General features: G+C 62.3%; 13 protein-coding genes. 9 read left to right on the top strand and 4 right to left on the bottom strand.

Features of this window, described 5'->3' with window-relative positions; all coding sequences use genetic code 11:
- The first annotated feature begins 226 nt into the window (after positions 1-226).
- From leuA to L1071_RS10980, 3 genes are read left to right on the top strand one after another with little or no spacing between them, the layout of a single operon-like run.
- Complete coding sequence (gene leuA / locus L1071_RS10990) at positions 227-1,942, top strand: 2-isopropylmalate synthase (protein ID WP_246974684.1); 1,716 nt, start codon at positions 227-229, stop codon at positions 1,940-1,942.
- Positions 1,943-1,955: 13 nt separating this feature from the next.
- Entirely contained in the window at positions 1,956-2,411 is a 456-nt protein-coding gene (locus tag L1071_RS10985; protein WP_246974682.1) for a DUF3465 domain-containing protein, read from the top strand.
- A 47-nt stretch (positions 2,412-2,458) separates the two neighbouring features.
- A complete protein-coding gene (locus tag L1071_RS10980; protein ID WP_246974679.1) occupies positions 2,459-3,052 on the top strand; it encodes a DUF4202 domain-containing protein in 594 nt (197 codons plus the stop codon).
- Positions 3,053-3,249: 197 nt separating this feature from the next.
- Here the strand turns inward: L1071_RS10980 and epmB are convergent, their stop codons facing one another.
- Positions 3,250-4,320: an EF-P beta-lysylation protein EpmB gene (gene epmB, locus L1071_RS10975; protein WP_246974676.1), complete on the bottom strand. Its 1,071-nt coding sequence runs from the start codon at positions 4,318-4,320 to the stop codon at positions 3,250-3,252.
- Between the two features lie 110 nt (positions 4,321-4,430).
- On the opposite strand from epmB, the gene efp reads away from it, so the two are divergent.
- Together efp and epmA are read left to right on the top strand one after the other, a co-directional pair.
- Positions 4,431-4,997 (top strand): elongation factor P, encoded by a 567-nt coding sequence (gene efp / locus L1071_RS10970; RefSeq protein WP_246900774.1) that lies wholly within the window; start codon positions 4,431-4,433, stop codon positions 4,995-4,997.
- A gap of 482 nt (positions 4,998-5,479) precedes the next feature.
- Positions 5,480-6,454, top strand: coding sequence for an EF-P lysine aminoacylase EpmA (epmA, locus tag L1071_RS10965; protein ID WP_246974673.1), 975 nt, complete (start codon positions 5,480-5,482; stop codon positions 6,452-6,454).
- 212 nt (positions 6,455-6,666) lie between these two features.
- On the opposite strand, the gene asd is transcribed toward epmA, so the two are convergent.
- Complete coding sequence (asd, locus tag L1071_RS10960) at positions 6,667-7,503, bottom strand: archaetidylserine decarboxylase (protein ID WP_246975094.1); 837 nt, start codon at positions 7,501-7,503, stop codon at positions 6,667-6,669.
- A 98-nt stretch (positions 7,504-7,601) separates the two neighbouring features.
- The gene (locus tag L1071_RS10955) at positions 7,602-8,432 is read right to left on the bottom strand and encodes a sulfurtransferase (protein WP_246974670.1); all 831 of its coding nucleotides are present in this window, start codon (positions 8,430-8,432) and stop codon (positions 7,602-7,604) included.
- 184 nt (positions 8,433-8,616) lie between these two features.
- Here L1071_RS10955 and L1071_RS10950 point away from each other — a divergent pair, with 184 nt between their 5' ends.
- Positions 8,617-9,948 carry an NCS2 family permease gene (locus L1071_RS10950; RefSeq protein WP_246974668.1) on the top strand — a complete coding sequence of 444 codons (1,332 nt, stop codon included), beginning with the start codon at positions 8,617-8,619 and terminating at the stop codon, positions 9,946-9,948.
- A gap of 46 nt (positions 9,949-9,994) precedes the next feature.
- On the opposite strand, the gene L1071_RS10945 is transcribed toward L1071_RS10950, so the two are convergent.
- The gene (locus L1071_RS10945) at positions 9,995-11,488 is read right to left on the bottom strand and encodes a RimK family protein (RefSeq protein ID WP_246974665.1); all 1,494 of its coding nucleotides are present in this window, start codon (positions 11,486-11,488) and stop codon (positions 9,995-9,997) included.
- Positions 11,489-11,640: 152 nt separating this feature from the next.
- On the opposite strand from L1071_RS10945, the gene L1071_RS10940 reads away from it, so the two are divergent.
- The 3 genes from L1071_RS10940 to L1071_RS10930 all read left to right on the top strand — a co-directional run bounded on the left by L1071_RS10940 (position 11,641) and on the right by L1071_RS10930 (position 14,394).
- Positions 11,641-12,207 (top strand): GNAT family N-acetyltransferase, encoded by a 567-nt coding sequence (locus L1071_RS10940; RefSeq protein ID WP_246974662.1) that lies wholly within the window; start codon positions 11,641-11,643, stop codon positions 12,205-12,207.
- A 2-nt stretch (positions 12,208-12,209) separates the two neighbouring features.
- A complete protein-coding gene (locus L1071_RS10935) occupies positions 12,210-12,695 on the top strand; it encodes a YajQ family cyclic di-GMP-binding protein (protein ID WP_246974659.1) in 486 nt (161 codons plus the stop codon).
- Positions 12,696-12,828: 133 nt separating this feature from the next.
- Positions 12,829-14,394 carry an AMP-binding protein gene (locus L1071_RS10930; RefSeq protein ID WP_246974656.1) on the top strand — a complete coding sequence of 522 codons (1,566 nt, stop codon included), beginning with the start codon at positions 12,829-12,831 and terminating at the stop codon, positions 14,392-14,394.
- Positions 14,395-14,493: the final 99 nt, after the last annotated feature.

Raw genomic sequence — 14,493 nt, 5'->3', positions numbered from 1 at the left:
AGATAAAGTCAGCCATGTCGAATACCGCCACTCTCTCCCCGACCTTTCCGAATGCTTGCCGCGCCGTCGTCACGCGCTCTTCGGCTCGCGATGCGATTCGCGCGTCGCGGTGTCAGGTCATTACCGATGCCCCGCGAGGCTTATCCGTCGCGGGGCGTCGTCGTGTTCGGGCCGCTGCAGGGCATTCGATTCCCGTCATTTGAATACCGCAGAAGGAGATAACGCCATGATGCTCAAGGACCCTTCCACCAAGTATCGTCCCTTCGAGGCCGTCGACTTGCCCGATCGTCAGTGGCCGGCGCAGCGGATCACGCAGCCGCCTGAGTGGTGCAGCGTGGATATGCGCGATGGCAACCAGGCGTTGATCGATCCCATGGATCTCGAGCGTAAGCGGCGCTTCTTCGACTTGCTGGTCAAGGCCGGCTTCAAGCAGATCGAGGTCGGCTTTCCCTCGGCCTCGCAGATCGATTTCGACTACGTGCGCGAGCTGATCGACGACGACGCGATTCCCGATGACGTCACCATCCAGGTACTGACTCAGGCGCGTCCGCATCTCATCGAGCGCACCTTCGAGGCCCTGGAAGGCGTCAAGCGCGCCATCGTGCACGTCTACAACGCCACCGATCCGGTCTTTCGCCGCGTGGTATTCGGCGTCGACAAGACCGAGTGCATCCAGATCGCCCAGGATGCCACTGCGCAGATCAAGGAGATGATGGCGGCGCGCCCGCAGACCGACTGGACCTTCCAGTATTCGCCGGAGCTTTTTACCTCCACCGAGCTGGATTTTGCCGTGGAGATCGTCGATGCGGTCAGCGAGGTCTATCAGCCAACGCCGGCCAAGCCGATGATCGTCAACCTGCCGGCGACGGTGGAAATCGCCACACCCAATCACTACGCCGATCAGATCGAGTGGTTCTGCCGTCACGTCGCGCGGCGCGATAGCCTGGTGGTGAGCGTGCATCCGCACAATGATCGCGGCACCGGTGTGGCGGCGGCGGAGCTGGCGATGATGGCCGGCGCCGACCGCGTGGAAGGCACCCTTTTTGGCAATGGCGAGCGTACCGGCAACGTGGATATCGTCACCCTGGCGATGAACATGTACACCCAGGGCGTGCATCCGCAGCTCGACTTTTCCAACATCACGCCGCTGATGCGCGAGGTGGAACACTGCAACCAGTTGCCGGTGCATCCGCGCCACCCGTATGTCGGTGACCTGGTCTTCACGGCCTTTGCCGGCTCGCACCAGGACGCCATCAAGAAGGGCATGGCCGAGCGTCGCGACAATCCCGACGGCCCTTGGGGCGTGCCGTACCTGCCCATCGACCCGCTCGATGTAGGACGCTCCTACGAAGCGGTGATCCGCGTCAACAGCCAGTCAGGCAAAGGCGGTGTCTCCTATCTGCTGGAACAGGAGCACGGCATCGAGCTGCCGCGCCGCCTGTCCATCGAATTCAGCCAGGTGGTGCAGACGGTGGCCGAGCGCACCGGACGCGAGATCACATCAGAAATGATCTATCGCACCTTCGAGGACGAATATCTCACCAGCCGCGAACCCTATGCGCTGATCAGTCATCGCCTGAGTTCGGATGACGATAGCCCCCGCGTGCGTCTCGACGCCCAGATCGACGAGCAGGGTGAGCGTTGCCAGGTCACCGGCGAGGGCAATGGCCCGCTGGCGTCCTTCATCAAGGCGCTGGCGGCCCACGGGCTGGATGTCGAGATCATCGACTATCACGAGCATTCGCGCGGTCAGGGCGCCGATGCCGAAGCGGTGGCCTATGTCGAGGTGCGTGTCGAGCAGACGCCGATATTCGGTGTCGGCATCGATGAGAGCATTACCAGCGCCTCCATGAAGGCCGTACTCGGCGCGCTGAATCGCCATTGGCGTACTCAGCAGGCACCGGCGCCCAACGTCACCGCCGAGACGCTTGGCGAGGCCTGAGGTCAGCGTGAGCATGCGCCGTCGTGCGGTCATCCTCGGTCTGACGTTCGCGGCGGTGGTACTCGTGTTGGCCGGGGCACTGGCGGTCCTGGCACCATCGGTGTCGGCACCGTCAGCCGGCGAAGGGGCGCGTTCGGGCGTCGTGACCCTACGCGAGGCCTACCAGCAGCACCACAGCGGGCTTCAGGTCGAGGCGCGCGGCGAGGTGGTACGCGTGCTGCCAGATGACGATGAAGGTAGCCGCCATCAGCGCTTCATTCTGCGCCTGGCGAGCGGCCAGACCGTGCTCATCGCACATAACATCGACCTGGCACCGCGCCTCGAGGGATTGCAAGCCGGGGACACGGTTGGCTTCTTCGGCGAGTACGAATGGAATTCTAAAGGCGGGGTCGTGCACTGGACGCATCGCGATCCCGGCGGCGATCATCCCGACGGTTGGTTGGAATATCATGGGCAACGCTATTGGTAGTCTTGTGCCAGAAGATACGTCTAAACACGCATCATAAGGAGGTCAGCATGCCCGAGAATACGCCCTTTCAGCGCGCAAAGACGGCGTTGGACGCGGCCCATGCCGAAGATCCCAAACGCGCAATGACGGAAGAGGGCGATGAACAACCCGCCGAGTTGCTCTATGCCCAGCGCATGAGTGACTGGCTGGCGCGGGTCGCCCCGGAAGCCTCGGAGCCGTTGCAGTTGGCGGTGCGCGCCCAGCATCTGAGACGCTGGGAAGTGCCGCGCGACGATTACCCGCGCGATCGTCCCAGCTATCTGGCCTGGCGGCGCGATCTCGGGCGGCGACAGGCGGCACTGGCCGAGATGATCGTCCGCGAGGCAGGCTACGACGAGGCGGCGGTGGCGCATGTCGGTGCCTTGATTCGCAAGGAGAACCTCAAGCGTGACGCGGACACCCAAGCGTTAGAAGACACCGCTTGTCTGGTCTTCATGGCGCACTATTTCAGCGATTTCGCCCGTGAGCATGATGATGACAAGCTGGTGCATATCGTCGCCAAGACCTGGCGCAAGATGTCGCCGCGTGGGCACGAGCTGGCGTCAGCGCTGACGTTGCCCGAACGAGAACGCGACATCGTGGCGCGCGCCTTGTCGGCGTGAGGTCGGGTAACCGCGAGCGCTGCTAGGCTATGTACGAAAAGTCGGCGAGCGATGGCCAGACAAGGCAAAAATCAGCGAAAAGACGGACTGGGCTCGCACGCGAGTTTACGGGGTGTAAATGAGTACTTTGATCGGACTCGCGCACGAGCTGATTTTTAACGCCGTATGGCCGAGCACAGGCAGTTTTCGGATATAGCCTAGGCTAGTGGCGTCTTGCTGGCCTCCCCCGGAACCTCGCGCACCAGGCGCGGCATCAGGAAACCGGCGAGGTGGGCGCGTAGCGTCTCGACCAGCGTGATGGCCTCGGCATCGGATACATCGAAATGCGCGGCTCCTTCGACGGGGTCGAGCACATGCAGGTAATAAGGCAGGATCCCCACATCGAAAAGCCGCTCGGAGAGCCGCGCGAGCGTCTCGACGTCGTCGTTGACGCCACGCAGCAGCACGCTCTGATTGAGCAGCGTGACCCCCGCGCCACGTAGCCGCGCCATGGCGTCGGCGACGTGCGTGTCGATCTCGTTGGGATGGTTGATATGCACCACCATCACGGTCTGCAGCCGGGTGGCCGCCAGCCAGTCGAGCAGCGCGCCATCGACGCGGTCGGGAATCACCACCGGCAGGCGCGTATGCAGACGCAAGCGCTTGAGGTGCGGAATGTCCGCGAGGCGTTCGGCCAACCAGGCCAGGCGCCGGTCCGGCGAGGCCAGCGGGTCTCCACCGGAAAAAATGGCTTCGTTGATCGAGGTGTCCTGGCGCAAGTAATCGAGCGTGGATTCCCACTGCGCACGGGAAGGTGAATTCTCGGCGTAGGGAAAATGCCGACGAAAGCAGTAGCGACAATTGATGGCGCAGGCCGGGCTGGCGATCAGCAGCACGCGATTGCGATACTTGTGGATCAATCCCGGGCGTGGGCGGTGCTCGGCTTCTTCGAGAGGGTCGCTGACGAAACCGGCGACGCTGTCGCTTTCCCGCTCGAGGGGCAGTACCTGGCGCAGCAAGGGGTCGTCCGCATCGCCATAACGAATGCGCGATAGATAGGCGTGCGGCACGCGTACCGGAAACAGGGCATGCCCCTCCTCGGCGCCCGGCAGCCAGGCCGGATCGAGCCCCAGGTGGCGGCACAGTGCGCGCGGGTCGCGTACCGCATCGCGCAACTGGGCTTGCCAGTCCTGCGAGTGCTGACGCGGGGTCAAGGTGACGCCTTCGGAGGCGTCTTCGCCGTGCGTGGCATTTCCGCTCTGCAAAGCGGTGGGTGTTCGGGTTATCATGGGCGGCTATTTCCTATGGGCCTCGTGATGGCGGTGGTGTCATCCCATGACGAGGCGCATCGAGCAATCTGCGTAGCGCACGCTACGACGCATGCAACTAGCGAGGCATCATGGCGACGTATTCTACCAATGAATTCAAGGGCGGTCTGAAAGTCATGCTTGACGGGGATCCGTGCAGCATCCTCGAGAACGAGTTCGTCAAGCCGGGCAAGGGCCAGGCATTCAGCCGCGTCAAACTGCGCAATCTGATCACCGGGCGGGTCTGGGAGCGGACCTTCAAGTCCGGCGAGTCGCTGGAAGGTGCCGATGTGCTGGAACTGGATATGGAGTACCTCTACAGCGACGGCGACATGTGGCACTTCATGCGCACCGACGGCTCCTTCGAGCAGTATGCAGTCGACAAGAAGGCCATTGGCGATGTCGAGAAGTGGCTCAAGGAGCAGGTCGTCTACACCGTGACATTGTGGAACGACAACGCGATTGCCGTCTCGCCGCCCAACTTCATCGAGCTGGAAGTGGTCGAGACCGACCCCGGCCTCAAGGGTGATACCGCACAAGGCGGCTCCAAGCCGGCCACGCTGTCGTCCGGCGCCGTGGTGCGTGTGCCGTTGTTCATCAATGAAGGCGAAGTGCTCAAGGTCGATACGCGGACGGGCGAATACGTTTCGAGGGCCTAAACTCAGCTACGAGCTATTAACCGCTCGGAGCCCTCGGGGTGGGTCTGTGGGAGCGAATTTATTCGCGATAGAGGTGACTGAAACTCGTCGGGACTGAAGTCCCTCCCACCGGCTTCGAGCCGACTGGACCCTTGGGACCGGGGTTCGTGGGAGCGAATTTATTCGCGATAGATGTGACTGAAACTCATCGGGACTGAAGTCCCTCCCACCGGCTTCGAGCCGACTGGACCCTTGGGACCGGGGTTAGTGGGAGCGAATTTATTCGCGATAGAGGTGGCTGAAACTCATCGGGACTGAAGTCCCTCCCACCGGCTTCGAGCCGACTGGACCCTTGGGACCGGGGGTTGTGGGAGCGAATTTATTCGCGATAGAGGTGGCTGAAACCCATCGGGAATAAATTCCCTCCCACCGGGCTCAATAGTGACTGTTAAGGAATCTGGCCACGCCTCGGCGTGGCCTTTGCCGTTCTGGAGACGTTGCTGATGGAACATGACTGGCAGCCCTCGGCGAGTATCGCGACGCTGCGCGAGCGGGCGCGGCTACTCGCGCGGGTACGGGCATTCTTCGCCGAGCGCGATGTGCTGGAGGTGGAAACCCCGGTGCTGGGCCATGGCGGCAGCAGCGATCCGCACCTGGCGAGCCTGTCGCTGGAGGCTTCAACGCCGGGTGGGCGCGAGCGGCTCTGGCTGCAGACCTCGCCGGAATTCCACATGAAGCGGCTGCTGGCGGCGGATAGCGGACCGATCTTCCAGTTGGCGCGCAGCTTCCGCGACGGCGAGGTGGGACGTCGTCACAATCTCGAGTTCACCATGCTCGAATGGTATCGCCCGGGTTTTACGCTTTCCGCGCTGATCGACGAGACCCAGGCATTGATTCGCCACGTGCTGGAACGCGATCCCGGGCCGTGTCGGCAACGTCGCTATCGCGAGCTGTTTCGCACTCAGTTGGGGTTCGACCCCTTCACTGTATCGCTGGCCACGTTACGTCAGACCGCCGAGCATGAGACCGGCATGACCCTGGACGATGCCGAGCGCGATGCATGCCTGGACGCGCTGATGGCGTTCGTCATCGAGCCGCATCTCGGTCATGAGGGACTGGAGGTCGTAGTCGACTATCCCGCCAGTCAGGCGGCGCTGGCGCGGCGCCACTCCGATCCCGAGGATGGCGCCATCGTCGCCGCGCGCTTCGAGGTCTATTGGCAAGGGGTGGAGCTGGCTAATGGCTATGACGAGCTCACCGACGCCGAGGAGCAGGCCGCACGCTTTGTCGAGGATAATCGAGAACGCCAGCGGCTAGGGCACAGCGAGGTGGATACCGATGTCCGCCTTGTGGCGGCACTCGAAGCGGGCATGCCGGCGGGAAGTGGCGTGGCGCTGGGGCTCGATCGCCTGATTCAACTGGCGCTGGGGAAGGCGAGTGTGGCGGAGGTGATGGCGTTTGCCACGCCACGCTGCTAGGAAACACTGCATAAATGTCTGCACAGACGAATCGCCGCGTTACGCGGTGCTCGAAGGCTCGCCTAACCCCATGTTATGTCTCGCCTTCTGTGCTCCGGGCGCCTTGCGCTTCATTCTGCTCGACGATTTATTCAGCGCTTCCTTAGAGTCGTGCTACTGGGGAACACAGCCTTGCCCCGCCCGGCATGGTAACTCTGTCTCGGCAAGCGGGCTCAGGACGCGAGCGATTGCCCCATGCTGACCACCAGGCCGTCGGTGCAGATGTCGCGAAACGCAACGTCATGGCCGAAGCACATCACCACGGTGGAGCCGAGCTTGAAGCGGCCCATTTCCTGACCCTTCTCGATCACGATGGGCTCGTCGAAGCGAGTCGTCTGTACGCGGCCGCTGAGCGGCGTGATCTGGCCGGCCCACACCGTCTCGATGGCGGCGACGATCATCGCGCCCACCAATACCATTGCCAACGGGCCGTGCTCGGTGTCGAACAGGCAGACCAGGCGCTCGTTGCGGGCGAAGAGCCCCGGCACGTGATTGGCAGTGGCCGGATTGACCGAGAACAGCCGCCCCGGCACATAGATCATTTCACGCAGGGTGCCGGTGACGGGCATGTGCACGCGATGATAGTCACGCGGCGATAGATAGACCGTGGCGAAGTGGCCGTCCCGAAAGGGCGCGGCGCGATGCGTATCGCCTCCCAACAGGGCGGTCAGCGAATAGGTATGCCCCTTGGCCTGGACGAGAGTGCCATTATCGATGGCACCGAACTGCGACAGCGTGCCATCGGCAGGGGAAACGATGCCCTCGCTGATGGGCCGCGCCTCGGGGGAGAGCGCACGGGTGAAGAAGTCGTTGAAGCAGGCATAAGCCTCGGGGTCGCTTTCGACGGCCTGGCTCATGTCGACATCGAAGGTACGAATGAAACGCTGAATGAGCAGGTCCTTGAGCCACGGCGAACGGCTCTCGGCAAGCTTGCCCACCCCACGTGAAATCAGGTGGTGGGGCAGGGGGTGTTGAATTCTGGCGAAGAGTTCGTCGCGATCCACGGGCATATCCACGGCAAGGTCGAAAGGTATGCCACGATAGGGGCGTGGCGTCATGGGCGCAATAGCCCCCGGCATGCGCGCATCGCCGGGGGACGGGGCGTGGCTTATTTCTCTATCGGCGTATCGTCGCGATTGCCCCATTCCTGCCATGAGCCGGGGTAGGCGCGCATCTTCTCGAAGCCCAGGGCCTTGCCCACCAGCCAGGTGAAGCCGCTGCGATGATGGCTCTGGCAGTGGGTGACGATCTCCATGTCCGGTGTCAGCCCTTTAGCCTCGAGCTCGGCGATGAGTTCGGCGTAATCGCGCAGCCGCAGGTGGCGTTCGGGGTCCATGGCATCCGTCCATTCGAAATTGACGGCGCCGGGAATATGCCCCAGATGGGCGTTCTTGCCTTTTTCGCCGCGATATTCGTCCGGTGAGCGCGCATCCCAGACCGCGAGTTCACGTTCATCCAGGCGGTCAATGAGTTCTTCACGGCGAATCTGAACCTGGGGTTGATGGATAGTCGCCTGGTAATCACTGGGCGTGGGCGCGCTTGGTTCGCGCTCGATGCGTTGCCCGTCGCCGCGCCAGGCATGAATGCCGCCGTTGAGATAGGAATACCGGGTGTGGCCGATGAGCTCCAGCGTCCATAGCAGGCGCCCGGCCCAGCCGCCGCCTTCGTCATCATAGGCGATGACGTGGGTGTCGCGGGTCAGGCCGAGTTCGGAAAACAGCGCGGAAAGCGCTTCTTCGTCGGGGATGTCATTGGGTACCGGGCCATCGCCCGCGAGCAGGCGGCGGTGGTCGAGAAACACCGCCCCAGGCACGTGGCCCTCGGTGTAGCTGTCGGCCTTGAGCGGTACATCGACGATCAATAGTTCAGGGGCGCCGAGATGCTCGGCGAGCTGCTCGGGCTCGACGATCAGCGGCAGCAGGTTGTCTTCGGAACGCATGGTCTTCTCCCGCGTGGACGTGGGGCATGTGAATGCTTGTCAGATCATGGCACAGCCCGGAGGCCTTTTGCAGCCATGACGTGATGGGCATTTTCCAGACAAGTCTTGGGGATGAGCATGAGGGTCGGGATTGGCTATACTGCGCGACGTCTCATCCCAACCCAACCTGTGTGGAGAACGCGACGTGTTCGAACGACTTTTCGGCATCCGGGCCCAGGGGAGCACCCCGCGCACCGAGATCCTGGCGGGGATCGCGACCTTCCTGGCCTCGATGTACATCATCGTCGTCAATCCGACGGTGCTGAGCGATGCCGGCGTGCCCTTTTCCAGTGCCCTGACCGCCACCGTGCTGGTCAGTTTCTTCGGCAGTGTGATGATGGGGTTTTACGCCAAGAACCCCATCCTGGTGGCGCCCGGCATGGGCATCAACGCGCTGTTCGCCTACACCATGGTATTGGGGGCGGGCATGGAATGGCAGACCGCGCTGGGCTGCGTGTTCTGGGCCGGGGTCATTTTTGCCCTGCTGGCGGCGTTCAATGCGCGCCAGTTGGTGATCGATGCGATTCCGGCGCAATTGCGTTACGCCATTGCCTGCGGCATTGGTCTATTCATCACCACCATTGGCCTGGTCAACGCGCAGTTCATCGTGCCCAATCCGGTCACCGTGGTGGGCATGGCGTCGCTCGATCCGGTACTGGTGACGTTTCTCATCGGCTTCGCGGTCACCACTTGCCTGGTGGTGCGCAATGTGCCCGGTGCGCTGATTCTGGGGATCGTCTTCACCACGTTGGCCAGCGTGCCGATCGGCCGCCTGTGGGGCGACGGCAGTCGTTACTTTCCCGAGGATCTGGCGTCGTCGACGCTGGTCAACTTCAACGGTATCTTCGCCATGCCGGATCTCAGCGGTTTGATGGCGCTCGATCTATGGGGCTCGCTATCGGTGGCCTACTGGCCGTTCATCTTCGTGTTGCTGTTCACGACTTTTTTCGACGCGCTTTCCACCTTCATGGGGGTTTCCGAGGCGGGTAACCTGAAGGATGCCGATGGCAATCCGCGCAACATTCGTCGTTCGATGATCGTCGATGCCAGCGCCGCGCTGATCTCCGGGCCGCTGGGAACCAGTCCGGCCAATGCCTATGTGGAATCCGCCGCAGGGATCAGCCAGGGCGGTCGTACCGGGCTCGTCGCGGTGGTCGTGGCGGTGTTGTTCCTGCCGTTTCTGTTTCTCTCGCCGCTGTTGTCGCTGGTGCCGGCGATTGCCACGGCGCCGGCCCTGATTCTGGTCGGGGTGTTCATGATGGACCCCATTCGCAAGATCCATTGGCACCAGTTCGACGACGCCATTCCGGCCTTCGTCGCCATGGTGCTGATTCCCTTTACCTATTCGATCACGCATGGGATTGCCTTCGGCTTTCTCACGTTCGTGATCGTCAAGCTGGCGGCGGGCAAGACCCAGGAAATCAAGCCCACCATGTGGGTGTTGGCCGCGCTCTCGTTGTTGCTGCTCGAAGGCTGAACGGGATGTGCCGGTGCCGACGTCCATGCCGGCATTGGTGCTGTCGTCAGCGCGTTTCCGATGTCGCGCGGCGTTCCAGACGCGCCAGGAAGACATCCATGACGCGTGCGTAGAGCTGTGACCCGAGGTAGGCGTCCTCGACACCGGCATCCAGATTGGGGTTGTCGTTGACCTCGATGACTACGACCCGCTCGCCGACCTGCTTGAGATCGACCCCGTAGAGGCCATCGCCGATCAGACGTGTGGCTTTCAGTGCAGCCTTGAGAACGGCCTTGGGCACTTCCGATGGTGGGTGCGTGGTGAAGCTGCCGCTGCGCACCCTCGGGCGTGAGTGATCGTAGATCTGCCAGTGCCCGCGTGCCATGTAGTAGCGGCTGGCGAAGAGGACCTCACCATCCAGAATGCCGATGCGCCAGTCGAAATCGGTGGGCAGCCATTCCTGTAGTAACAGCAGCGCGGAGGAGGCGAACAAGCGTGAGGCCTGCTCCTTGAGCTCGTCGAGCGAGGTAATCTTGACCACCCCTTTAGAGAACGCGCCGTCGGGCACCTTGAGCACCAGCGGGAAGTCGAGGCGGGTAACCTTGTCCGACAGCTGTGTCAGGTCGTCGCGACTCAGCAGTACGCCGCGCGGCGCGGGGACGCCGCGTGCACCGAGAAGTGCATGCAGGTAGATCTTGTTGGTACAACGCAGAATCGACTGAGGGTCGTCGATGACCACCAGGCCTTCGTGCTCGGCGCGCTTGGCCATGCGGTAGGTGTGATGGTCGAGCCGCGTGGTTTCACGGATGAACAAGGCATCAAACTCGGCCAGACGGCCTTCGTCCTTGCGGGTAATGAGGCTGACATCGATGCCGCGTCGCCGACCGGCACGAATGAATTGCTTGAGTGCACTCTTGTTACTGGGCGGCATGGCCTCCTGGGGATCGATGAGAATCGCCAGGTCGAAACGGTAGCGACGCCGCGCCTTGGGCGTGCGCCATACCTTGCGCGAATGGCGGTTCAAGGCCGCCGCAAAACGGTCCTGATCGCTCCCCTGCAAGGCGTTGAGGGCCAGGGGCTTCAAGCGCGTCAGGCGCCATGCGCCATGCCGTTTTTGAAATTTGGCGTCCAGCAGGGGGCACGGCAGACGCTCGAAGAGACGCCGGGCCAGCCGGCCTAATCCCTCGTGATCGCATTCGCCGAACAATACCGTCAGGTTTAGTTCATCGCCGCTCAGCGCGCCGTGCTTTTCGAGATCGCGCATCATGGGTTCCAGCGATTCGAGCTGAAGATCGATCAAGGCCTTGCGCGAGAGCTGGTTGAGCGTTTCGACCGAGGGCAGAACGCGCTGTCCGCGTGCCTGTGCGAGCAACGAGACATAGTAACCCGTCTCCAGATAGTCGAGCCCGCGGCAGAGGTTGATGACATGCGTGGCATCGCGTGTCTTGTCGGGCGCGGCCGGCTCCAGTGCCAGGAAGTCGGCGGCGCTGATGACATCATCGCTGGGATAGTAGGGCAGCCAGTCGTCGAGGCGATCGACGACGATACGCAGGCGGGACATAGACCTTCCTTGTGAAGAGAAAACGTCAATCGACCTTGAAGAAAGCGTGTCTAGAATGGGGAGCGAGCCACGTCTCGACAATAGCCCCGCCTTGAAATAATTTCTATACACGATTTGCGCCATCCTGTTCGCGCTATTCTGGAGACATTTGCATGTCCTGCTCCCTGCGCGCCGCCACCGTCACTGACCTCGATGCGCTCTGTCATCTTGAGGCGATATGTTTCGATGGCGACCGCTTCACACGCCGTCAACTGGCCTATCTATTGGCGCGTGCCAACGCTCATACGCTCGTTGCATATACCACGCCAGGCGACGAGGTGGTCGGTTATGCCACGCTGCTCTTCCGGCGCAACAGTCGCGTGACGCGTCTTTACTCGTTCTGCGTGGCCCCGCAAGCGCGCGGTGGCGGAGTAGGACGCGCATTGCTCGAAGCGCTGGAGCGTGAAGCCAGGCGTCGTGACATGACACGACTACAACTGGAAGTGCGTGCCGACAATCGCGTTGCGTTGGGCCTTTATCGGCGCATGGGTTTTTCCGTGCTGCGCTGGCTCGAGGACTATTACGTCGATGGCTGCGCGGCCTGGCAGATGGGCAAGACGCTGCCTTCAGCGGGGCAGGCCTGGGCATCACAGGACAAGTTGGGCGAAGGGACAAACCGGGACGGTGAGTGTCGTGAGCATGCTAGAATCGCGCCCGATCTTAGCCCAGCGAGGAAGTGACCATGCCATCTTTCGATATCGTTTCCGAGTTCGACAAGCACGAGGCCAACAACGCCGTCGATCAAGCCAATCGCGAGATCCAGACGCGCTTCGATTTTCGAGGCGTGACCGCGAGTTTTACCCTGGAAGGCGAGACGGTGACCCTCGAAGCCGAGGTGGATTTTCAGCTCAAGCAGATGCTCGACGTGCTGCGTAACAAGCTCATCGCCCGGGGTATCGATGCCCGCTGCATGGAGATCAAGGACCCCGTCACCAGCGGCGTGCGCGCCCACCAGGATGTGGTGCTCAAGCAGGGCCTCGAGCAGCCGGAATGCAAGGACATCGTCAAGCGCCTGAAGGACGCCAAGCTCAAGGTGCAGGCGCAGATCCAGGGCGACAAGGTGCGCGTGACCAGCAAGAAGCGCGACGAGCTGCAGCAGGCGATCGCCTTGTTGAAGAGCGAGGACGGCCCCGAGCTGGCCCTGCAGTACACGAATTTCCGCGATTGAAGGGAATTCGTCCCACTCCCTTGATACGCATCATCCTTGTGGTCGGCTAGCGTTGCCACCCACGCCTGCGCGCTCGATCCTGTCGCTAAAACAACCGCAGCAACACAATAAAACCAGCGACAGGAGAACGAAGATGTTTGATCTGGGACGCGGCTTTCTTGCCACGGTCGAGCGGCGTCCGCACGCCGTTGCCATCAGCGATAGCGAGATGCACAAGACCTACGCACAGTGGTATGCGGACATTCAGAGCGTGGCGCGCCACCTCCGGCGGCTGGGACTCGACAAGGGCGACCGCCTGCTGGTGGCCATGCATAATCGTTGGCAGATGGCGACGTTGTACTGGGCCTGCCAGTTCGCGGGGATCATCTTCACGCCGGTGAACTGGCGTTCGACGACTCTGGATATTCGCTACTACCTGAAGAACTCGGGCGCCGGGGCCATCGCCTATGACGATGCGACCGCCGAGGCGGTGCAGGCGTGCGCCGAGGCGCATCAGATACCGCGGATCGTGGTTGGCGAGGTAACGCCCCTGGGGGCGATTGCCTTCGATTCGTTACTCGGATCGACCGGTGAAACGCTGTTGATGGCGACGCCCGACGATTACTCGATGATGCTCTACACCTCGGGGACCACCGGCAGACCCAAGGGAGTGCCGCGTCGGCATCGTGTCGAACGCGCCGCGACGGCCGCGTACGTGGCCCAGAATCTGTATCGTCATGATGAGACCATGCTGGGCGTGATGCCGCTTTATCACGCCACGGGCGTACGCGCGTTGCAGGCAATGGCGATGGTCGACGGGCGCTTCGTGTGCATCCCTAAGTTCGAACCGGAGGCGACGCTCGAGGCCATCGAGCGTGAGCGCGTCACCAGCCTCAACCTGGTGCCGACGCTCTATCACATGCTGCTCGAAGCACCAGGATTTGCCCCGCATCGGGTCGCCAGCATCGATAAGATCGGCTTTGCCGGCGCGCCCATGAGTGCGGGCTTGATCGCGCGCGTCGAGGCGGCTTTCCAACCGAGTCTGTTCGTCAATCAATATGGTTGCTCGGAACTCTATGCGTTGACCGTCGACCAGCATGCCAATCACAAGCCTGGTTCATCGGGACGTGCGGCGCTCAACCAGCGATTGCGAGTGGTCAAGGTCGGGGCCACGTCGCCGGCAATGTGCGTGCCGCCGGGCGCGGAAGGCGAAGTCATCGCCGACATGAACGGAGATGAGGCCTTCGAGGGTTACTGGCAGTATCCCGAGGCCGATAGCAAAGCCCTTAGAGATGGCTGGTACTTCACCGGGGATACCGGGTATTTCGACGACGATGGGGATTTGTTCGTCACAGGGCGCGTCGACGACCTTATCAACTCCGGTGGCGAAAACATCAGCCCGCTGGAAATCGAGAATGTGCTGTCGTTGCATCCGCAGGTCGAGGAAGTCGCGGTGGTGGGGCTACCCGACGACAAGTGGGGTCAAGTGGTGACGGCGTTCATCAAGGCACGTAGCGCCGTCGATGAGCGGGAACTCGGGCGTTATTGCCTGGATGCCGGGCTGACGCGTTTTAAGTGTCCGCGCGGCTATCGTTTTATCGACGAGTTGCCCAAGTCGCCGGTGGGTAAAGTCTTGCGCCGCATGCTGCGTGTACCGGCGGCCACGATGTCCGACATGCAGGATGTGCCGGTCCGTGAGGCCCATATGACCTCGGGATGATGTCACGTGGAGCGTGTAATGGGAGGCTCTCAATGTAGCCGCCTTGGTCTTGGCCCCTTGCTTTGCGCTAGAATGAACGTACGCGTCCAACCTCTGGCG

The organism is Chromohalobacter sarecensis (assembly GCF_023061135.1).
Classification (GTDB): Bacteria; Pseudomonadota; Gammaproteobacteria; order Pseudomonadales; family Halomonadaceae; genus Chromohalobacter; species Chromohalobacter sarecensis.
The sequence above is the reverse complement of the archived record's forward strand: the minus strand, read 5'-3'. Positions and strand labels throughout refer to the sequence as shown.